The sequence below is a fragment of the Rickettsia endosymbiont of Urophora cardui genome, assembly GCF_964030725.1.
Taxonomy (GTDB): Bacteria; Pseudomonadota; Alphaproteobacteria; order Rickettsiales; family Rickettsiaceae; genus Rickettsia.
Genome location: NZ_CAXIPY010000007.1, coordinates 706698 through 727915, shown reverse-complemented (window position 1 = coordinate 727915; position 21218 = coordinate 706698). Strand labels below are relative to the sequence as shown.

Here is a 21218-nt window from a genome sequence, read left to right as displayed (position 1 = left end):
AGAACAACATTAAATGGCTTCTAACTAATACACAATTTTGCTAAGTGCGAAACTCCTGTCTTATTCATTTCGTATATTTTAAATCTTTCATCTATCGTTAAATGAGCCATGATATATCTATATTTAAATGATGCTCCTCGCAGCAGAGCTACGAGGTATCTAAAAAAGTTTTAGTTGTTTCTTATGATATCACGAAGCAGAGCTTCGGGGAATTAAACCCTGAGAGATTAAAAATTGATTATATCTGGCTTAATTAATTATAGAACTTTCCGATTATAGACATATTATTGATAGTTTAGTACGTAAACCTGGAGCATTTGTTCAATATCAATATTATGAACGCCAATTTAGGATAAGAGCAGTTGTTCTGGAGCTAAAGCATCAAGTTTTATACGAGATTTAGTGATAGCATAAGAAGTAACACAAGCTAGAATATGCACCAAGAAATTAACAGGAGATCTATGCCTTGTATGCTCTAGGTTCATTCTATTTTTTAGTATATTAAATACTGATTCAATTAATGATCGTTTACGTAACATAGCTTTATCTTCTAAGGCTCTGTCTCATCAATTGTGTAAATTTCGTGAACCATTAAATTCTACCATCAAATTTGATCATAAAATGAGCCATAGCTTCATTCCAATTGGGGATAGGCATAGACCACTTTTTGGTAATATAATCAATTGTCAGATATAAAACCTTAAATACTGCGTCATCATTTGGAAAGATGCGTTTATTCTTAGTAACTTTTCTCAATTGGCTATTCAGCGATTCTATCGCATTTGTAGTGTAAATAATCTTACGAATCTCCTTTGGATATTGCAAGAAAATTATCAAATTATCCCAATTATTATACCAAGATTTAGCTATATGCGGATATTGCTTACTCCATTTTTGATCAAATGACTCAAGAGCTAATTCTGCTTCTTTTTCAGTAGCAGAAGTATAGATTAGTTTCAAATCCGCTGCTAATTGCTTTCTATCTTTATATGATACATATTTGAGGCTATTCCTGATGGCTTTGTTGCATAAATAAGCTTTTGAATATACTGCCCCTAACCCCGCAATGCTAGCCTAGCCAACAGGCACAGAGATAGGTTTACCAATTTCAAACATTTTGTTTAATAAGTGGCATTTAATAGACATTGCTTTTGTCATATTTTGATCATGTCTTGATAGAAACTTACTACCAAAAGAAGTTTTAAATCGAAAGAACGTGTTCTCTACACGCTCCCTTCTACCATAATTATTCTTTACCCTCCATGCTTGGTATCCTTTGTTTTGTTGATATATAACAGCTGCATCTCTCTCAGTTTTATCCCTAAGCGATTGAACTTTTACTGAAGAGTTTGGGGGTCTAATAACTGGTTTTATCTTCTTCTTTCTCAACAATTGATATGTAGATTCACCGTCATACCCTCGATCTCCCAGAAAATCCTTGGCTCTGACATTAGCTGTTAGTAGTCCAATCTGTGATCTATCATCTATAGTATGCTCTGTGGTACTATCGGCAAGTATCATACCTTGATCTTCTATAACGATATGTAGCTTTTTCCATATGCGACGCTTATATTGCTTACCATGCTTATTTTCTAGCCATTCGTTCCCTGTGTAGGCTTGTATCCCTGTACTATCCATTGAAATACAACTAAATTCTTTATCTTGATTTCCATGTAAATACCTAAGATCTAATGACTTCATACGCTTACTTAATGTTGTATAGTCTGGACATCTAATAGATAAACCCGATATTTCAAAGAGCCAGTTTATAAAGCCTTGGGTTTGGCGTAACTTAAGACCGAATAAGCATCTGATCTTCAAACACTGTAATATAGCGTGATCACTATAGCGTCTAGGTCTTCCTCGTTTCATTTCCTCTCTGTAATCAGCATACCAGCCAATCGCCAAATCACTGGCAATCATAAAATCTATGCGACCCCTATTGCGTAAAAAATTATTATATTCCGACCAATTCGTTATTTTATATTTAGAATACTTGCGTGATTTACTAAAAACCTGAATTCTGGATTAATCTAGGTTTGGAAGTAAGTATTTACAAGGGATAGAAGATACTCTATATAATTTTTAGCAAAAAAACAAGAGTATCCCCATGAAGAAAGATATTACTGCATTATTTTGTTTTGTCGATGATTTTTGTAAAATTAGCGAGCAGTGGATTAATAAATCATTTCTACCATTAATTAATCTCTCAGGGTTTAATTCCCCGAAGCTCTGCTTCGTGATATACTACTTGAATGGAAGAAAGCAGTTATGTACATAAGAGTCATAATGTCACAGTACTAATATATCATTTAGTAACGCCGGCAAAGTATAGAAGAGTAATATTCAATCAAGAACTAGATGATTATTTGTGTAAAATTTGTGAGCACATAGAAGATCGTTATGAAATTAGATTTTTAGAAATAGGAGTAGATAAAGATCACGTACATTTTTTATTACAGTCAATACCAATGTATAGCCCAACAAAAATAACTCAAATCATAAAAAGTATTACTTCTAAGAAAATGTTTGAGAAATATCCAAATCTTAAAGAAAAATTATGGGGAAGTGAGTTTTGGAGTAAAGGATATTTTATGAGCACAGTAGGTAAACATGGTGATGAGCAGAAATTACGTAATTATGTACAGAATCAAGGTTCAGGCAAACCTTCTTATAAAGCATTTCAACAAAAACAGTTAAAGCTTTTTGGATAGATACCTCGTAGCTCTGCTGCGAGGAGCATCATTTAAAAATTTTTTGTCAAAACTTCAGATTAAACAAAATGTTTGAAATTGGTAAACCTCTCTCTGTGCCTGTTGGCTAGGCTAGCATTGCGGGGTTAGGGGCAGTATATTCAAAAGCTTATTTGGCTCTGTCTCATCAATTGTGTAAATTTCGTGAACCATTAAATTCTACCATCAAATTTGATCATAAAATGAGCCATAGCTTCATTCCAATTGGGGATAGGCATAGACCATTTTTTGGTAATATAATCAATTGTCAGATATAAAACTTTAAATACTGCGTCATCATTTGGAAAGATGCGTTTATTCTTAGTAACTTTTCTCAATTGGCTATTCAGCGATTCTATCGCATTTGTAGTGTAAATAATCTTACGAATCTCCTTTGGATATTGCAAGAAAATTATCAAATTATCCCAATTATTATACCAAGATTTAGCTATATGCGGATATTGCTTACTCCATTTTTGATCAAATGACTCAAGAGCTAATTCTGCTTCTTTTTCAGTAGCAGAAGTATAGATTAGTTTCAAATCCGCTGCTAATTGCTTTCTATCTTTATATGATACATATTTGAGGCTATTCCTGATCTGATGGACAATACAAATTTGATGTTCAGTTTTCGGATATACTGATGCAATAGCATCAGACATACCAGTTAGATTATCACTACAAGCAATTAAGATATCTTTTACTCCTCGATTCTTCATTTCAGTAAAATTACCAAGCCAAAATTTAGCTCCTTCATTCTCACTTATCCATAAGCCTAAAATATCCTTTCTGCCAGATAAATCTATTCCTAAAGCTACATATACTGATTTATTAATAATAAGTTTATCTTGTCTTACTTTCACTACTAAACAGTCAAAATATACTATAGGGTATACTGATTCAAGAGGTCTACTCTGCCAAATCTTGACCTCATCTATTACTTCATCTGTAATCCTGCTGATTAGGCTCTCACTGATCTCAGCTCCATATAATTCTTGCAATTGTGTTTTAATATCAGACACACTCATACCCTTCGCATATAAGGATATTATCTTTTGGTCTAAGCCATCTATTCTTGTTTGTTTCTTTGAGACTATTATAGGTTCAAATTTACCTTGTCTGTCTCTTGCAGGAGTTTCGCACTTAGCAAAAAGTATGTTAATCTAGAGAAAAATAGTTTTAGATAAAAATGACAAGAACAAAATGTAGCAAGGACTTATATAAATCATTTTTACAAGCAAGTAGTGTCAGATATACTAGCAAGGCATTATCTGAAGTGAGTCCAGTAGATCTATCTCACGATAGTGCAAGTCGATGGTTAAAGAGTAAGGATTTTCGTCCTAGCGAAATCTATAAGGAAGTGTCAAAATATATAGATTGGGAAGCACCGTGTTTATTAGTGGGGGATGACACCTTATTATCAAAGCAATACAGTCAGAAGATTGAGCTTGTACGTTATCAATATTCTGGAGCTGTACATGATGTTATACCTGGTATAGGAATGGTAAACTTACTACATTACAATACTAAAATTGCTCAATCTACTCCCGTAGATTATAGAATATATGATAAAGACACTGATGGTAAAACAAAGAATGAGCATTTTTGTGATATGCTTACTTTAGCTAAAGAAAGAGGTCTCAATCCTGATGCCATAGTCATGGATGCTTGGTATAGCGGGTTGGAGAATTTAAAACATATACGTAATTTAGGCTGGCTATGGGTTACCACCCTAAGGAAAAATAGAAAAGTTAATCATAATGTTAGCTTGGAAAGTTTAGAGATACCCGATGAGGGGCTAAAAATTCACCTACGTGGATACGGTTGGGTTACGGTATTTAAGTTTGTGGCAAAGAATGGTCGCATTGATTACATAACAACGAACTTGGAAAATCCCACACGTGAGCAAATAGAGAAAATTGTTAAGGCACGTTGGTCTATAGAGGTTTATCATCGAGAATTAAAACAAACTTGTGGTATTGAACGCTGTCAGGCACGCACGGGCCGAGCTCAAAGAAATCATATTTGCCTTGCAGTATTTGCCTGGCTTGATATGAATAAAAGGAGGATAAATGAAAACATTACTTTATATCAACAAACTTGGGAAGTTATAAAAACATCAATTCAAAACAATATCAGATGGCTTTTAACTGATTCGCAACTTTGCTAAGTGCGAAACTCCTGTCTTGGAACATTTATCTCTATAGTACCATTCTCACTAATCAGATTCTTACTAAAACTACCATTCCTCGCATTCTCAGTTTCAGCTCTATCATACTTGCTATAACCTAAATGTTCTGACATCTCAGCATGCAGTGCTCGCTCTAAAATACCCTTGGTTAATTCCTTAATTAATCCATTCTGACTTAGTACTGTTTTTAAATCTACTCCGCCTTCTATCAGCAAATCTATTGCTTCATTTATTTTTTTATTCTTCTCTATTTGCATTTCTGTTACCTATATTTTTAATTACTTCTAATATAGGCTCAACAAAAATTTACACAATCATTGCAAAAGACTCTCTTCTAATTCTAGTAAATAATTCTTCATATCCTTGCGAATATTAGTTATCATTCTTAAATTTCTAGAATAGAGTTTAAACCATAACTCTTTACAAATATATGCTTTATCACCAAATACCTTACCTGTTATCTTCTGAGTTATAGATTCAAGAACAGATAAATCAGCTCTATTTGCTTTTGTTATTTTAACAGCTATAATCTCTGCTTTATGGTTAATGATTAAATGTAATTTAAATCCCATAAACCAACCATAACTACTCATCCCAACTTTGGCAATTTTACCAAAAACTCTATTACTAGAAGTGCGCTTAGCATGACAAATAGATAGTTTTGTTGAATCAATAAAATATATTCCTGTATCTTCACCTCGTAGTAATTGCAACATTATTGACAATGGCAATATTAACCTTGGCCATAATTGTACTATTCTACTATAACATGGTAAATTAAAGTAACCCTTATATTTATGCGGTAAGTAGTATAAATAATAGTTTTTAAAGTCCTTGCAAGGCGATAGATAAAAATATATGACTATTGTCATCAATTCTGCAAGACTTAATTTTCCTATTCTATGCCTTTGCTGATTTGTTGATAATAGACGGTGTTCTATCCATTCTTCATATATTTTACAAAAATTATCTACTAAATAATATACAGTTATGATACATCTTTTCATGTTGAGTTACTGATCTTTTATTAAAAAAATCTATCATAACTCAACATTAATCTCCTTTAAACCCTTTATCTATAAGCTTTCTATCTATCCCTTATCCTAAATTAGCGTTATGAAGCTTTATTCCCACGTGCTATATTGCGTCAGGTATATGACCAGCTTATCTCTATATATCCATATAAAGGGCATAAAATATATCTTAAAATATTACAATTAGCAAAAATGTATGGAGAATTGAATGTAGTTACTGCATTAGAAGTGCTATTAGAAAAGAAGATTGAGCCAATAATTGATCATATTACAGATTTACTAAATAGCCAGACTCAAACTGTTTGTTCAGTAAAAATTAATCAACCAATACTGTCTGAATATGATCAATTACATTGCTTTAAAACAATGGAGGTTGCATGAGTAAACAGATAATAACTCCGCAACCGCTAAATAATTTACTCAAGAACCTTTGCTTACCTACTTTTGCATCGTGCTATAAATCAGTTGCAGAAAGCTTTGAGCAAGAAAAGAAAACATATATAGATTATCTACAGGAGTTAGCCATACGTGAGTTAGAACATAGACAACAACAACGTATTGCCAGATTGTTGCTGAAGCAAGCAAAACTCTCTCGAGATAAGTTATTAAGCAACTTTGATAATGATGCTCCTCGCAGCAGAGCTACGAGGTATCTAAAAAAGTTTTAGTTGTTTCTTATGATATCACGAAGCAGAGCTTCGGGGAATTAAACCCTGAGAGATTAAAAAAATCTATCATAACTCAACATTAATCTCCTTTAAACCCTTTATCTATAAGCTTTCTATCTATCCCTTATCCTAAATTAGCGTTATTACTAAAAAAGTATAAAAAAATTGGAATACATTCCTCCTTATGGAAAGGATTTTGTCAAAACTTCAGTTATACAGATCTTGATGATTTACAATTAGATCTTGATATTTGGTTAGAGCATTTCAATAATGAAAGACCTCATTCTGGTAAATATTGTTATGGTAAAACTCCTATGCAAACTTTTCAGGATAGTAAGAAATTAGCTGTTGAAAAGAATAATGAAATCTTGTATCTTGAACATGTATCTGACAGTCAAAATTTGATGCGAAATTTATAGTGTCTGTAAGATCAAATCTTGACTTCTACAGCTTAACTACTTTTAATAAATAAGCTACACTAAAAAAGACTATAATACCAATTGTAATAGTACCTCCTAATGCAAAAACTTTAATCAGCAAATATTCCGAATAAAAATATTCTAAGAAATAATGTTTTATTGAGCCAATCATAATAGACATAATTATGCAGCATAATAAAACTTTAATACAAAAAGATTTTATATCCTGCTCTATATGTAGCATGTTCTGCTTTTTAGTATAGCTGTATAATAAACCTAAATTATACCAAGCTGCAATAGAAGTACCAACTGCAATACCAATATGCTTTAAAGAATCCATTAATAATAAATTCATGCTGGTATTAATTATTATTGAAAATAAAGTTATTTTCAAAGGTGTTTTAGTATCACTATTAGCATAAAAAATGGGGGTTAGAATTTTTGCCAAAATAAAAGCAGGCAGCCCTAAAGCAAACGCAGAAATAGCCTCAGCCGTATTTGTAGTATCAAGGTAAGTAAAAACGCCTCTTTCGTAAATCACATTAATAATAGGATGCGATAAAATTATAATTCCAAAAGTTGCAGGCAGCGACAAAAATAGCCCCATTCTAATTGCATTATTCTGTACTTTCGTTGCAGCTACTATATCATTTGATTTATATATTTTTGATAATTCAGGCAATAAAATAGTTGAAAAGCTAGTACCTATTATTGATAGAGGAAATTGATAAATTCGGTCAGCATAGGATAGTATGGATATAGCTCCCTCAATAAAGCTAGCAATAGATTGAGAGATAAAAAGGTTTAATTGCTGTACGCCTGAGCTAATGGTTGCCGGTCCCATATTAATTAAAAGCTTTTTTACATCTGGATCATTTAGCTTAAAAATAAACGGAAAGTTTAAATCCGCTCTTTTAACGCAAACAAACATAACAGAGACTTGTAATATTCCAGCAATTATTAAAGATAAGCTGATTGAAATGGTAGACTCTGTATAATTATCCAACATTAATGTACAGACTATTACACATACGCTTAAGATAACGGGTGAAAAAGCAAAAGCAGCAAAGCGTTTTACTGAGTTTAAAATCCCACCTAATAAAGCTGTAAGTGAAACAAATATTAAGTAAGGTATAGTGATTCGGCATAAGAATACTGTAAGCTCAAACTTTTCTTTTTTACCGTGAAAACCAGGAGCTATAAATAGCATTAATTGCGGCATAAATATTTGCATTAATACTATTATAACTATTAATGAGAGTAGTAAAAGTGTAAAGACCTCACCAGAAAATCTACCTGCTGCTTTCTTAGAAATCAGCATTTTTTCATTATAAATAGGGATAAAGACATTTGATAATGCTCCCTCGGCAAAAATTCTTCTAAATAGATTTGGTACTTTAAAAGCAACATTTATGCTATCACCCATTTGAGTAGAGCCGAATAATGAGGCGATAAATTGTTCACGCACCAGCCCGAATATACGAGAAATTAATGTAAAAAAGGCTACTACAATCCCTGATCTGAATAATGTCACTAATTTATAATTTTATTGTTTTCATAAGCACGTCATTGCGAAAAGATGTTGCCTGGGTGAATCAATTTTTCCCCTGTCATCTAGTTGCTTGACCACGAAATCCAGTATAAAGCGAGAAACGTGATCAGTGTCATACCGTGGCTTGTCCACGGTATCCAGAAAATAATTAAAAATACTAATTTTATTAGTATTTTTAACTGGATCCCGTGAATAAATCACGGGGGGGATGACAAGGGAAAATAATCCACGCAACAACGCCGCCACGGGATGACACCCATGCACTGTGGCAGGAATGACAAATCTAGGCTCTGTCTCATCAATTGTGTAAATTTCGTGAACCATTAAATTCTACCATCAAATTTGATCATAAAATGAGCCATAGCTTCATTCCAATTGGGGATAGGCATAGACCATTTTTTGGTGTAGAAGTTAAGATTTGATCTTACAGACACTATAAATTTTGCCCCTGATTGTCAGTTAAATTTTGACTGTCAGATACATATTCAAGATACAAGATTTCATTATTCTTTTCAACAGCTAATTTCTTACTATCCTTAAAAGTTTGCATAGGAGTTTTTCCATAACAATATTTACCAGAATGAGGTCTTTCATTATTGAAATACTCTAGCCAGATATCAAGATCTAATTGTAGGTCATCAAGAGCTGTATAAATCTTTTTCCGCATAGCTGTATCAAAGAATTCTTGTTTCATGGTTTTATTAAAACGCTCACACATACCGTTTGTTTGAGGAGAATATGCTTTAGTAGTAGTATGCTCTATACCTTCGATACTTAGAAATAATTCAAAAGCATGATGCTCTATATTCCCCTTATATTCTGACCCACGATCTGTCAGAATACGAAGTATTGGTATCCCTTGAGTCTCATACCATGGTAACACTCGGTCATTAAGCATATCAGCAGCAGTTAAAGCTGTTTTATCAGTATATAGTTTAACATCAGCTACTCTGCTGTAGCTATCAATAAATACCTGAGAATAAACCTTACCTATACCCTTAAAGTTGCCTACATAGTCCCTCCGCCAAAACTCTAAAAAATATCACTTGTGTCACTAATTTCCAAAAATAGTGCGATTTTAGAGCAAATTACTCTAATTTTGAGGGCTGATTTTAAATTTTTGTATTAAAAACCACACTATTTCCCAAAATGCATTCATTTTTTTATTGTCATTTTTTTGTATTTCCATAAGCTTTTGATATAAAACCTTTCATTTTCTTATGGATTTTACTATGCATTTTTGCCTTAAAACCCTATTGCCTATAAGGCTTTTAGAGTTTTGGCGGACGGACTACATAATATGTATCTTGGCATCCTAGATACCCTGGATGCTGTGTCTCAATTTCTCCATGAGCTTCTTTTTCATTACGACGCTTCTCTAGCACTTGTAATTGTGCCTCAGTAAGCACAATACCATCTTGAGCCATTTTTGCTTCTAATGCTTTAAGTCTTTTACTGATGTTGTTTAAATCATTACGTAACCAAATTGATCTTACTCCCCCAGGTGATACAAGTACACCTGTCTTTTTAAGCTCATTTGATACTCTTAGCTGACCATATGCTGGATATTCTATTGCCATATCTAGTACTGCTTTCTCTACAGCAGGATCAACTCTATTCGCTATTATTGGCTTTCTTCGACTAATTTCATACAACGCTTCTTCGCCACCAGTTTCATACAGTTCTTTAAATCTGTAATAACTATCTCTACTATATCCCATCGCTTTACATGCTGATGATATACTACCAAGGCTCTTAGCTAATTCAAGTAAACCTAATTTTGGTTTTATTATTTTTTGATTTAAGTTCATTCTTTATCTCCATTTAATAATTAATTTATTTTACTAAATGTAAGATATAATCTCAACTATTACATATAATCAATTGTCAGATATAAAACCTTAAATACTGCGTCATCATTTGGAAAGATGCGTTTATTCTTAGTAACTTTTCTCAATTGGCTATTCAGCGATTCTATCGCATTTGTAGTGTAAATAATCTTACGAATCTCCTTTGGATATTGCAAGAAAATTATCAAATTATCCCAATTATTATACCAAGATTTAGCTATATGCGGATATTGCTTACTCCATTTTTGATCAAATGACTCAAGAGCTAATTCTGCTTCTTTTTCAGTAGCAGAAGTATAGATTAGTTTCAAATCCGCTGCTAATTGCTTTCTATCTTTATATGATACATATTTGAGGCTATTCCTGATCTGATGGACAATACAAATTTGATGTTCAGTTTTTGGATATACTGATGCAATAGCATCAGACATACCAGTGAGATTATCACTACAAGCAAATGATGCTCCTCGCAGCAGAGCTACGAGGTATCTAAAAAAGTGTTAGTTGTTTCTTATGATATCACGAAGCAGAGCTTCGGGGAATTAAACCCTGAGAGATTAAGATATCTTTTACTCCTCGATTCTTCATTTCAGTAAAATTACCAAGCCAAAATTTAGCTCCTTCATTCTCACTTATCCATAAGCCTAAAATATCCTTTATGCCAGATAAATCTATTCCTAAAGCTACATATACTGATTTATTAATAATAAGTTTATCTTGTCTTACTTTCACTACTAAACAGTCAAAATATACTATAGGGTATACTGATTCAAGAGGTCTACTCTGCCAAATCTTGACCTCATCTATTACTTCATCTGTAATCCTGCTGATTAGGCTCTCACTGATCTCAGCTCCATATAATTCTTGCAATTGTGTTTTAATATCAGACACACTCATACCCTTCGCATACAAGGATATTATCTTTTGGTCTAAGCCATCTATTCTTGTTTGTTTCTTTGAGACTATTATAGGTTCAAATTTACCTTGTCTGTCTCTTGGAACATTTATCTCTATAGTACCATTCTCACTAATCAGATTCTTACTAAAACTACCATTCCTCGCATTCTCAGTTTCAGCTCTATCATACTTGCTATAACCTAAATGTTCTGACATCTCAGCATGCAGTGCTCGCTCTAAAATACCCTTGGTTAATTCCTTAATTAATCCATTCTGACTTAGTACTGTTTTTAAATCTACTCCACCTTCTATCAGCAAATCTATTGCTTCATTTATTTTTTTATTCTTCTCTATTTGCATTTCTGTTACCTATATTTTTAATCTCTCAGGGTTTAATTCCCCGAAGCTCTGCTTCGTGATATCATAAGAAACAACTAAAACTTTTTTAGATACCTCGTAGCTCTGCTGCGAGGAGCATCATTTAAATATAGATATATCATGGCTCATTTAACGATAGATGAAAGATTTAAAATATACGAAATGAATAAGAGTGGTTATAGCTCGCGATATATAGGGACAAAGATTGGCCGTGATAAAAGCACTATATGTTATGAACTCAAGAGAATGAGGCATAATTATAGACCAGATAGGGCTAACACACTTGCTTGCAGTTTAAGGCAAGGTAAGAGAAAAAGAAAATTAGATATTGATAATAATTTACGAGCAGAAATAATAAAGCAGTTAACACAGGGTATTTCACCAGATATAATTTCAGGTAGACGTAAACTATCACGAGATACTGTCAATATTTCTACAGAGAGTATATACCAGTTTATTTATACATCTCCTATAGCACAAAGGCAAAAATTATATTTATCTTTAGCAAGAAAAAGGAAAAATAGGTTGCATCATGGTACAAGAATCAGAAACAAAAGAATTACAATACCAAATCGAGTTTCCATTACTGAAAGACCAGAGATAAATAGAAAGATAGCAGCAATAGGTCATTTAGAAGGTGATTTAACTTTTAACAAAGGTAATCAAAGTCGTAATATAGGCGCTCTTGTGGATATCAGAACACAAAAAGTGTTTCTCACTTTAAACCGTTCAAAAAGAACACAAGATGTGATTGGTAACATGAATAAAAAACTTAAACAATTGTCGCATATAATCAAAAGCATAACGTTAGATAATGGCAAAGAATTTACCAATCATGAACAACTATTGCCAAAATCTGAACGAAAAGTATATTTTTGCAATCCTTATTCTCCATGGCAAAAACCATTGATAGAGAAGATTAACTCAATGGTGCACAGAGTATACTCTAAATCTTTAGATATAAAAAAATTAACAATAAAGCAATTACAAGAAATTGAGGATTTTTTAAATAATTTACCAAGAAAAGTGCTCGGTTATAAAACACCCAATGAGGTATGGGAAGAAAATATAAATCTGGCTTAATTAATACTGGAATTTACCATCCTTTCTATCCCTTCCTCTATAAGGCTATCAGCTTTGGCTTTATTTTCCCAGCCGGTAACTTTAACCCATTTACCTTTTTCTAAATCTTTATAATGCTCAAAGAAATGAACTATACGTTTTCTAAGCATCTCACATACATCATCTAATTCCTTGATATGATCAAAGGTAATATCAAGCTTAGAGGTTGGAACGGCAATAATTTTCTCATCAAAACCCGATTCATCTTCCATCATTAATACCCCAACAGCTCGGCACTTAATTACTGAACCAGGCACTACTGGATGATGCGATACAACAAGTACATCTACTGGATCACCATCATTAGAAAGAGTATGCGGAATAAAACCGTAATTACAGGGATAGCTCATTGTAGTTTGCATGAAACGATCAACAAAAACCGCTCCTGATTCTTTATCGAATTCATACTTAATCGGACCACTATTCATCGGTATTTCAATAATTACATTTATTTCGTCGTTATTTGCTTTTGCTTTAATTTTATCTATGAACATGTTTTATTTTTTTGTTATAATTGTTTTATGTTATTTAATAGCTCATTTGTCATTCCTAGCTAAAAGCGGGAATCCAGTCAATTATATTGTCATCCCGTGACTTGATCACGGGATCTTGTGCCATAGCATGTGTCCTGAGATACCGCGGTCAAGTGAGCTAGTATGACAGATTTTTTTCTAGATTCCCGCTTCTGCGGGAATGACAGTATTCGGAGGTCGGTAATTCTCATCATGCTTTGCTAGCAGCTCCCTTGCTATAAACTTGCCATTTGATAATTGACCGATAGCGATAATACCCTGATTCTCACGAAATAAGGCAGGCAGCACTCCTTGATATAATATTTCTAAGTCTTTAATACTGTCTGTGATAACAAAACTTATTTTATCAGCCGCAATTTTATTTATTGAATCTACTTTAACTAGCCCGCCGACTCTTAGCTCTTTCCCCTGCTCTACTTCATTAATTTTTGATGGCGGCACGAAAAATACTATACTTTTTTCTAAATTATAAAGTATTATACTAATTCCGATTACTGCTGAACAAAAGCAAATAATGATAGTTATTAACCTATTTTTTGCTCCTTTTTGCATCAGTATTTTTTTTCTCTTTCTTATAACTTACAAAGCTACTAACTAACAATACTCCCAGACTTAAAAAGGTAAATATATATGCTACTAACAAATAATTATTCATCAGTTACTTTTTAAAAATTCCATAATTTCGCTAGGAGCAGAATCTAAATAAAAATGCTTTAGATATTTTCCATTTTCATTCATCAAATAAGTAAAAGAGGAATGATCTAGCATATAATCCTGGTCATGATCATTTTCACTAGCAGCCTTAGCATAATAAACCTTAAACTTATCTGCTACTTCTCTTATTTGCTTCTCATTACCTGTAAGTCCAATAAATTTAGGATGAAAATGTTTTAAATATTCCTTTAATACTGCCGGAGTATCGCGGCTTGGATCAATAGTAATAAAAACCGGTACTATATCTATCTTATTTTCGCTTAAAATTTCCACCGCTTTTGTTATTTTATTTAAAGAAGTTGGGCATATATCAGGACAGCTAGTAAATCCAAAATATATAAGGCTTAATTTACCTTTTAATTCATCACTGCTAAATATTTCACCATTTTGATCTATTAATTCAAAGTCACCACCGATTTCTGCATTATCTTCATAAATATTTACCTGACCAGCAAGAGGCTTATCAGGAGTCTTTAAAGATAATAACAAATATAATGCTCCAACGCCTATTAATAGACTAATTCCAATAATAATTTTTATAACATTTGATTGCATTTTTTATATCCCCAAATCTTATACAAGACCTAGTTTTTGAGGTTTAAAATATTTTACCCAAATATCTATTAGTAATTTAGTAATAATAATTGCTGAAAACATCGATGATATAATCCCGATTGTTAATGCCACAGCAAATCCTTTTATTGCTCCCACTCCAAATATATAAAGTAAAAAAGCAACAATCAAAGTAGTAAGGTTAGAATCTAAAATAGTGGCAAAGGCTGATTCAAAACCGGTTTTTATAGCATAAAGGTTGGAAGTTCCTTTATTTAGCTCTTCCTTTATTCGCTCGTAAATCAATACATTAGCATCAACAGCCATACCCATAGTAAGTATTATCCCAGCAATCCCTGGTAGAGTTAAGGTAGCTTGGAAAAGCGACAATAAGGCTAAAACATATAACATAGCAAGACTTAAAGCTATATTTGCAAATAAACCAAGCAAGCCATAAGACCAAACCATAAATATACAAACTGCTGCAAAACCAATTATTCCTGCTTTTTTTCCGGATTCTATAGAATCAGCTCCAAGATTTGGTCCGATACTTCTTTCCTCGATAATTTTAAGTGGTGCAGGCAGCGAGCCGGCACGTAATAATAACGCAAGTTCATTTGCCGATTCAACAGTAAAATCACCTGAGATTATACCACTACCACCCATAATTGGTTGATTTATTGTTGGAGCACTAAGTAGCTTATTATCTAAAACTATAGCAAGATGCTTTCCAACATTATTTTTAGTAACTTCACCAAATAATTTACTACCCAAACTATTAAAAGAAAATGATACCACTGCTTGTGAATGCTGATCAAAAGAGGCTGCGGCAGTTGTTAATGAATCACCACCTAAAATAGCTTTTTTCTTTACAACTAAATAACCCATTCTATCCCCTTGAACAAGCATTGAACCCATAGGCACATGACCTTTTACCGCTTCTTCAACATTAGCATTTTCATCAACCAAATGAAAAGTTAACTTAGCAGTTTTACCTAAAATATTTTTTAAATAGGTTGGATCTTCTTCACCAGGAACTTGTAATAATATACGCCTATCACCTTGCTTTTGCAGTATAGGCTCTTTAGTACCAGTACTATCAACTCGCATTCTGACAATCTCAATAGATTGATCGACTACTTTATTAAGTAGCTCACTTAATCTAGATTCGCTGTAGGAAAGTTTTATTCTATTATCATTTGCTTCAACATTAATCTCAGGATCAATTTTGCTAATTATTTTCTTTAATGGCTTTAATTCTTCCTGCGACCTCAGCTCTAACTGAATATTATTCTGCTTAACCAATAGATTTTTATAACCAATTTTATCTTCACGGAAGCTTTTACGTAAAGTATCGGCCAAATTTTCCATAGTATCATTAAGATAAGTATCGAAATCAACATCAAGCAATAAATGTGCTCCACCCCTAAGGTCAAGCCCTAAATTTACTGAATCATGAGGCAGATATTTGGACTTTACCTGTGTAAAATTCGGTAAAGCACAAATAACTGCAAAAATCGTACATATAATTGAAAGGAAAATTTTCCACTTAGGAAGATTTTGCACCGCTTACCTTCTTATCTTTTTTATTATTTTTACTGTCTTCCTTTTTAACTGCTACATCTTTAGAACGGCTAGTTATATCAACAATAGCACTTTTTAAAACTTTAATACGTACATCTTTTGCTATCTCAACTTCAATGTTAGGTTCGCTTTCGCTAACTTTAGTAACGATCCCGTAAATACCACTATTTGTTAGCACTTCTTCACCCTTTTCAACTTCGCTTACTAACTTCTCTCTTTCTTTACGACGTTTTTCTTGTGGACGTAATAGTAAGAAATAAAATACCGCAAAAATTAACACCATCGGTATTAAGCTTGTTAACCCCGATTGTAAAGAATTCGTAGTCTCTACAGGTACAATTTCAGTTTCTTGTATCTCTATTGTATCATTATTATTTGTGTTACTGTCTTGCCCATTTGTCGACATAAATTATTTCCTTTAAGTTATTTATAAAAAATTCAAATGATGCTCCTCGCAGCAGAGCTACGAGGTATCTAAAAAAGTTTTAGTTGTTTCTTATGATATCACGAAGCAGAGCTTCGGGGAATTAAACCCTGAGAGATTAATGGTAGAAATGATTTATTAATCCACTGCTCGCTAATTTTACAAAAATCATCGACAAAACAAAATAATGCAGTAATATCTTTCTTCATGGGGATACTCTTGTTTTTTTGCTAAAAATTATATAGAGTATCTTCTATCCCTTGTAAATACTTACTTCCAAACCTAGATTAATCCAGAATTCAGGTTTATAAGAAGGTTTGCCTGAACCTTGATTCTGTACATAATTACGTAATTTCTGCTCATCACCATGTTTACCTACTGTGCTCATAAAATATCCTTTACTCCAAAACTCACTTCCCCATAATTTTTCTTTAAGATTTGGATATTTCTCAAACATTTTCTTAGAAACCTGAATTCTGGATTAATCTAGGTTTGGAAGTAAGTATTTACAAGGGATAGAAGATACTCTATATAATTTTTAGCAAAAAAACAAGAGTATCCCCATGAAGAAAGATATTACTGCATTATTTTGTTTTGTCGATGATTTTTGTAAAATTAGCGAGCAGTGGGTTAATCCCTGTTGGGTTAAATTCCCCGTGGCTTGCCACGATTATTTGAATCAAAGCAGGACGGTCCGCAGGAAAATTTGCCGTAAATACCCCGTAGGCTTGCCTCGGGGATAGGCAAATTTAGTTCTGCGAATTTAATGATGCTCCTCGCAGCAGAGCTACGAGGTATCTAAAAAAGTTTTAGTTGTTTCTTATGATATCACGAAGCAGAGCTTCGGGGAATTAAACCCTGAGAGATTAATAAAAACCCTACAAGCAAGCCTGAAATAAGCTATTCTGAGCTGTTAATAATAGTGCTTTTATACCATCAATCACCTTGTAAAAACTTTAAATATTTTTATATGTCCTATCTACAATTATATAAATCAGACTTTGTAACTCTTCCATCATATACTCGTTTTATAGCTCTAAAACCAAGAGTTCTGAGTTATTTAGTTTTATTACTTGAATGGTATATGCAGGCAGCTCAATCTACGGGAGTTTCTTATATTGACGCCACATCTTTAGAGGTTTGTCATCGAAAAAGAATCTCTCGTAATAAAGTCTTTGCCGGTATTGCTGCTTTGGGTAAAACAACAAAAAGTTGGTTTTTTGGTCTAAAATTACATTTGGTTATTAACGAAAAAGGTGAGATTCAAGGTCTAAAACTAACACCTGGTAATGTAGATGATAGAGCGCCGGTTTCGATAATCACCAAACATATCACGGGATTATTGTTTGGCGATAAGGGTTATATCAAACAGGAGCTCTTTGATGATCTATACAGCAAAGGAATCAAGTTAGTAAATGGCATAAAGAAGAAAATGCAGAATAAACTTATGCCATTATTTGAAAAAATATTATTACGCAAACGCTCAATTATCGAAACAGTATTTAGTGTGCTGAAGGGTGCAGGAGTTTCGCACTTAGCAAATAATATGCTAATCTAGAGAAAAATAGTTTTAGATAAAAATGACAAGATCAAAATGTAGCAAAGATTTATATAAATCATTCTTACAAGCAAGTAGTGTAAGATATACTAGCAAAGCATTATCTGAAGTAAGTCCATTAGATCTATCGCACGATAGTGCAAGTCGATGGTTAAAGAGTAAGGATTTTCGCCCTAGCGAAATCTATAGCAAAGTGTCAAAATATATTGATCTGGAAGATCCTTGTTTATTAGTGGGAGATGACACCTTATTGTCAAAGCAATACAGTAAGAGGATCGAGCTTGTAAATTATCAATATTCTGGGGCTGTACATGATGTTATACCTGGTATAGGAATGGTAAACTTACTGCATTACAATACTCAAATTGATCAATCTACTCCTGTAGATTATAGAATATATGATAAAGAAACTGATGGTAAAACAAAGAACGAGCATTTTTGTGATATGCTTACTTTAGCTAAAGAAAGAGGTATCAAGCCTGATGCTATAGTTATGGATGCTTGGTATAGTGGTTTGGATAATTTAAAACATATACGTAATTTAGGTTGGATATGGGTTACCAACCTAAGAAAAAATAGAAAAGTTAATCGTAATGTTAGCTTGGAAACTTTAGAGATTCCCGATGAAGGGCTAAAAATTCACCTACGTGGATACGGTTGGGTTACGGTATTTAAGTTTGTGGCAAAAAATGGTCGCATTGATTACATAACAACTAATTTAGAGAATCCTACACGTGAGCAAATAGAGAAAATTGTTAAGGCGCGTTGGTCTATAGAAGTTTATCATCGAGAATTGAAACAAACTTGTGGTATTGAATGCTGTCAGGCACGCACGGGTCGAGCTCAAAGAAATCATATTTGCCTTGCTGTATTGGCCTGGCTTGATATGAACAAAAGGAGGATAAATGAAAACATTACTTTATATCAACAAACTTGGGAAGTTATAAAAACATCAATTCAGAACAACATTAAATGGCTTCTAACTAATACACAATTTTGCTAAGTGCGAAACTCCTGGGGTGCTTTCGAGATCGAACATACAAGACATAGATCAATTTGGAATGCCTTTGTACATATCTTATCCGCCCTAATTGCATACTGTATGAAACCTAACAAACCTGCTATATCTCAAAATTAGCTAATCCAGAATTCAGGTTAGAAGTAATACTTTTTATGATTTGAGTTATTTTTGTTGGGCTATACATTGGTATTGACTGTAATAAAAAATGTACGTGATCTTTATCTACTCCTATTTCTAAAAATCTAATTTCATAACGATCTTCTATGTGCTCACAAATTTTACACAAATAATCATCTAGTTCTTGATTGAATATTACTCTTCTATACTTTGCCGGCGTTACTAAATGATATATTAGTACTGTGACATTATGACTCTTATGTATATAACTGCTTTCTTCCATTCAAGTAGTATATCACGAAGCAGAGCTTCGGGGAATTAAACCCTGAGAGATTAAAAAAAGTGGCGAGTGTATCAATCTATAATTTGTATTATATATCAAATAATTTACTTTAAATTGTAGAAATATCGCTTTTAAGCTGATAAAAGCACTAAATATTTAACTTTAAATATAAATTTTTACTTTAGTCAGAAAAATTAGAATTTTTGTCAAAACTTCAGTTTATAAGAAGGTTTGCCTGAACCTTGATTCTGTACATAATTACGTAATTTCTGCTCATCACCATGTTTACCTACTGTATAATGGACTAATGGTATGGACCTCCTGATATAGAGAATGAAAAGCAGTTGCTAATCTTCTAGGGTTAATATTTAACATATTAAAACAACAATTAAGGAGGTCCATATGGAGGTTACTACAATTGGTATAGATATTGCAAAAAGAATTTTTCAAATTCATGGTGTAGATAAAAATGGCAAGACAGTATTAAAGAAAAAATTGATGAGAGATCAGGTTTTGACATTTATGGCTAATTTACCACAATGTTTAGTAGGGATGGAAGCTTGTGGTGGTTCTAGTTATTGGGCAAGAGAAATAACTAAATTAGGGCATGAAGTAAAACTAATGGCACCGCAATTTGTCAAACCATATGTTAAAACTAATAAAAATGATCAAGCAGATGCTGAAGCGATATGTGAAGCCGTGACAAGACCTAATATGAGATTTGTTGCAATTAAAACTATAGAGCAACAAGAAATTTTATCAATACATAGGGTAAGAGAGAGATTGGTAAAAAATCGTACAGCACTTGCTAATGAAATTAGGGGGCTACTACATGAGTTTGGTTTTATTGTTCCTCAAGGCATTAATAAGGTTATCACAAAATTAATTGAGATTTTAGATGCAGGGAAATTAAGCCAGTTAAGTTATCAAACATTTAGTGAACTAAAAGAAGAATTCTTAGATAATAACAGAAAAATAAAAGAGATAGAAAAACGATTAACAATGATAGCAAGTAACCTAACTCAATATCAACGATTAAGAGCTATACCTGGTCTTGGTTTAATTACTGCTACTGCTTTAATAGCATCAATAGGTAATGCTACAAGTTTTGAGAATGGCAGGCAATTATCGGCATGGCTAGGATTAGTGCCAAGACAACATTCAAGTGGTGGGAAGGATAAGCTGCTGGGAATTAGCAAGCGAGGTGATGTATACTTACGCACTTTATTAATTCAAGGGGCTAGAGCTGTACTAAATGCCAAGATAAGATTTACATCGGAAGAACAGAAATCTAAAAAAGATTTTAGCCAATTTACGAAATGGATGTTTAATTTATCTGAGCGAAGTAGCCATAATAAAACGACAGTTGCCATAGCTAATAAGTTGGCAAGAGTGGTGTTTGCTGTACTAAGATCAGGAGATGATTATGTAGAGAGTAAAGTTTGTAGCTAAAGAGTGTGTAGCATAGCACTTATAAGTAAAATAAATGGTGATTTATATAATGAATAGGTAAAAGCAAAACAATATGTAGTCCGTCCGCCAAAACTCTACAAGCCTTATAGATAATATGGTTTTAAGACAAGAAGTAA

General features: G+C 32.9%; 16 protein-coding genes and 14 pseudogenes. 11 read left to right on the top strand and 19 right to left on the bottom strand.

Annotated features, from left to right (window positions below; all coding sequences use genetic code 11):
* Nucleotides 1-347 precede the first annotated feature (347 nt).
* The 3 genes and pseudogenes from AAHI98_RS18020 to AAHI98_RS18010 all read right to left on the bottom strand — a co-directional run.
* Nucleotides 348-554: pseudogene (locus AAHI98_RS18020) on the bottom strand (transposase); the annotation flags it as partial.
* A gap of 37 nt (nt 555-591) precedes the next feature.
* A pseudogene (locus tag AAHI98_RS18015) lies at nt 592-1017 on the bottom strand (transposase); the annotation flags it as partial.
* A 57-nt stretch (nt 1018-1074) separates the two neighbouring features.
* Nucleotides 1075-1980 carry an IS5 family transposase gene (locus AAHI98_RS18010; RefSeq protein ID WP_342226697.1) on the bottom strand — a complete coding sequence of 302 codons (906 nt, stop codon included), beginning with the start codon at nt 1978-1980 and terminating at the stop codon, nt 1075-1077.
* Between the two features lie 130 nt (nt 1981-2110).
* On the opposite strand from AAHI98_RS18010, the pseudogene AAHI98_RS18970 reads away from it, so the two are divergent.
* Nucleotides 2111-2239: pseudogene (locus AAHI98_RS18970) on the top strand (IS982 family transposase); the annotation flags it as partial.
* Between the two features lie 16 nt (nt 2240-2255).
* Nucleotides 2256-2714: an IS200/IS605 family transposase gene (tnpA, locus tag AAHI98_RS18005; RefSeq protein WP_342225814.1), complete on the top strand. Its 459-nt coding sequence runs from the start codon at nt 2256-2258 to the stop codon at nt 2712-2714.
* A 191-nt stretch (nt 2715-2905) separates the two neighbouring features.
* On the opposite strand, the pseudogene AAHI98_RS18000 reads toward tnpA (AAHI98_RS18005), so the two are convergent.
* Nucleotides 2906-3859: pseudogene (locus tag AAHI98_RS18000) on the bottom strand (IS256 family transposase); the annotation flags it as partial.
* Between the two features lie 62 nt (nt 3860-3921).
* Between AAHI98_RS18000 and AAHI98_RS17995 the strand changes: the two are divergent.
* On the top strand, nt 3922-4902 hold the full coding sequence (locus AAHI98_RS17995; RefSeq protein WP_342224659.1) for an IS701 family transposase: 981 nt from the start codon (nt 3922-3924) through the stop codon (nt 4900-4902).
* Between the two features lie 14 nt (nt 4903-4916).
* Here the strand turns inward: AAHI98_RS17995 and AAHI98_RS17990 are convergent.
* Nucleotides 4917-5180: pseudogene (locus AAHI98_RS17990) on the bottom strand (transposase); the annotation flags it as partial.
* Nucleotides 5181-5243: 63 nt separating this feature from the next.
* Nucleotides 5244-5930 (bottom strand): annotated as a pseudogene (locus AAHI98_RS17985) (IS982 family transposase); the annotation flags it as partial.
* Between the two features lie 231 nt (nt 5931-6161).
* Between AAHI98_RS17985 and AAHI98_RS17980 the strand changes: the two are divergent.
* The 3 genes and pseudogenes from AAHI98_RS17980 to AAHI98_RS17970 form a co-directional block, all read left to right on the top strand.
* Nucleotides 6162-6338: a hypothetical protein gene (locus AAHI98_RS17980; RefSeq protein WP_342224661.1), complete on the top strand. Its 177-nt coding sequence runs from the start codon at nt 6162-6164 to the stop codon at nt 6336-6338.
* On the top strand, nt 6335-6625 hold the full coding sequence (locus AAHI98_RS17975; protein ID WP_342226652.1) for an ATP-binding protein: 291 nt from the start codon (nt 6335-6337) through the stop codon (nt 6623-6625). The genes AAHI98_RS17980 and AAHI98_RS17975 overlap by 4 nt, the downstream gene beginning before the upstream one ends.
* Nucleotides 6626-6837: 212 nt before the next feature.
* A pseudogene (locus tag AAHI98_RS17970) lies at nt 6838-7044 on the top strand (IS481 family transposase); the annotation flags it as partial.
* Nucleotides 7045-7069: 25 nt separating this feature from the next.
* On the opposite strand, the gene murJ reads toward AAHI98_RS17970, so the two are convergent.
* The 5 genes and pseudogenes from murJ to AAHI98_RS18965 all read right to left on the bottom strand — a co-directional run.
* Entirely contained in the window at nt 7070-8578 is a 1509-nt protein-coding gene (gene murJ / locus AAHI98_RS17965; RefSeq protein ID WP_342226651.1) for a murein biosynthesis integral membrane protein MurJ, read from the bottom strand.
* 21 nt (nt 8579-8599) lie between these two features.
* Nucleotides 8600-8920 (bottom strand): palindromic element RPE4 domain-containing protein, encoded by a 321-nt coding sequence (locus tag AAHI98_RS17960; protein ID WP_342226650.1) that lies wholly within the window; start codon nt 8918-8920, stop codon nt 8600-8602.
* A 109-nt stretch (nt 8921-9029) separates the two neighbouring features.
* Nucleotides 9030-9611 (bottom strand): annotated as a pseudogene (locus AAHI98_RS17955) (integrase core domain-containing protein); the annotation flags it as partial.
* Nucleotides 9612-9888: 277 nt separating this feature from the next.
* Nucleotides 9889-10407, bottom strand: a pseudogene (locus tag AAHI98_RS17950) (helix-turn-helix domain-containing protein); the annotation flags it as partial.
* A gap of 62 nt (nt 10408-10469) precedes the next feature.
* Nucleotides 10470-11703, bottom strand: a pseudogene (locus AAHI98_RS18965) (IS256 family transposase); the annotation flags it as partial.
* Nucleotides 11704-11841: 138 nt separating this feature from the next.
* Between AAHI98_RS18965 and AAHI98_RS17935 the strand changes: the two are divergent.
* The gene (locus AAHI98_RS17935; RefSeq protein ID WP_342224646.1) at nt 11842-12804 is read left to right on the top strand and encodes an IS30 family transposase; all 963 of its coding nucleotides are present in this window, start codon (nt 11842-11844) and stop codon (nt 12802-12804) included.
* Here the strand turns inward: AAHI98_RS17935 and ppa are convergent.
* The 7 genes and pseudogenes from ppa to AAHI98_RS17905 all read right to left on the bottom strand — a co-directional run bounded on the left by ppa (nt 12801) and on the right by AAHI98_RS17905 (nt 17107).
* Nucleotides 12801-13337, bottom strand: a complete 537-nt coding sequence (ppa, locus tag AAHI98_RS17930) for an inorganic diphosphatase (RefSeq protein ID WP_342226648.1) — start codon at nt 13335-13337, stop codon at nt 12801-12803. The genes AAHI98_RS17935 and ppa overlap by 4 nt on opposite strands.
* Before the next feature lie 177 nt (nt 13338-13514).
* Nucleotides 13515-13928 carry a cytochrome c maturation protein CcmE gene (gene ccmE / locus AAHI98_RS17925; RefSeq protein WP_342226647.1) on the bottom strand — a complete coding sequence of 138 codons (414 nt, stop codon included), beginning with the start codon at nt 13926-13928 and terminating at the stop codon, nt 13515-13517.
* Between the two features lie 102 nt (nt 13929-14030).
* Nucleotides 14031-14645 (bottom strand): SCO family protein, encoded by a 615-nt coding sequence (locus AAHI98_RS17920; protein WP_342226646.1) that lies wholly within the window; start codon nt 14643-14645, stop codon nt 14031-14033.
* 18 nt (nt 14646-14663) lie between these two features.
* A complete protein-coding gene (gene secD, locus AAHI98_RS17915; protein ID WP_342226645.1) occupies nt 14664-16208 on the bottom strand; it encodes a protein translocase subunit SecD in 1545 nt (514 codons plus the stop codon).
* Entirely contained in the window at nt 16192-16632 is a 441-nt protein-coding gene (gene yajC / locus AAHI98_RS17910) for a preprotein translocase subunit YajC (protein WP_342226644.1), read from the bottom strand. The genes secD and yajC overlap by 17 nt, the downstream gene beginning before the upstream one ends.
* 128 nt (nt 16633-16760) lie before the next feature.
* Nucleotides 16761-16859, bottom strand: a pseudogene (locus tag AAHI98_RS18960) (IS982 family transposase); the annotation flags it as partial.
* A 44-nt stretch (nt 16860-16903) separates the two neighbouring features.
* Complete coding sequence (locus AAHI98_RS17905; RefSeq protein ID WP_342226643.1) at nt 16904-17107, bottom strand: transposase; 204 nt, start codon at nt 17105-17107, stop codon at nt 16904-16906.
* A gap of 411 nt (nt 17108-17518) precedes the next feature.
* Between AAHI98_RS17905 and AAHI98_RS17900 the strand changes: the two are divergent.
* From AAHI98_RS17900 to AAHI98_RS17890, 3 genes and pseudogenes are all read left to right on the top strand, one after another.
* Nucleotides 17519-18166, top strand: a pseudogene (locus AAHI98_RS17900) (IS982 family transposase); the annotation flags it as partial.
* 64 nt (nt 18167-18230) lie between these two features.
* Nucleotides 18231-19211 carry an IS701 family transposase gene (locus AAHI98_RS17895; RefSeq protein ID WP_342224656.1) on the top strand — a complete coding sequence of 327 codons (981 nt, stop codon included), beginning with the start codon at nt 18231-18233 and terminating at the stop codon, nt 19209-19211.
* Nucleotides 19212-19232: 21 nt separating this feature from the next.
* Nucleotides 19233-19346, top strand: a pseudogene (locus AAHI98_RS17890) (IS982 family transposase); the annotation flags it as partial.
* Nucleotides 19347-19365: 19 nt separating this feature from the next.
* Here the strand turns inward: AAHI98_RS17890 and tnpA (AAHI98_RS17885) are convergent.
* Nucleotides 19366-19629: pseudogene (gene tnpA, locus AAHI98_RS17885) on the bottom strand (IS200/IS605 family transposase); the annotation flags it as partial.
* A 402-nt stretch (nt 19630-20031) separates the two neighbouring features.
* On the opposite strand from tnpA (AAHI98_RS17885), the gene AAHI98_RS17880 reads away from it, so the two are divergent.
* Nucleotides 20032-21081 carry an IS110 family RNA-guided transposase gene (locus tag AAHI98_RS17880; protein ID WP_342224642.1) on the top strand — a complete coding sequence of 350 codons (1050 nt, stop codon included), beginning with the start codon at nt 20032-20034 and terminating at the stop codon, nt 21079-21081.
* Nucleotides 21082-21218 lie beyond the last annotated feature (137 nt).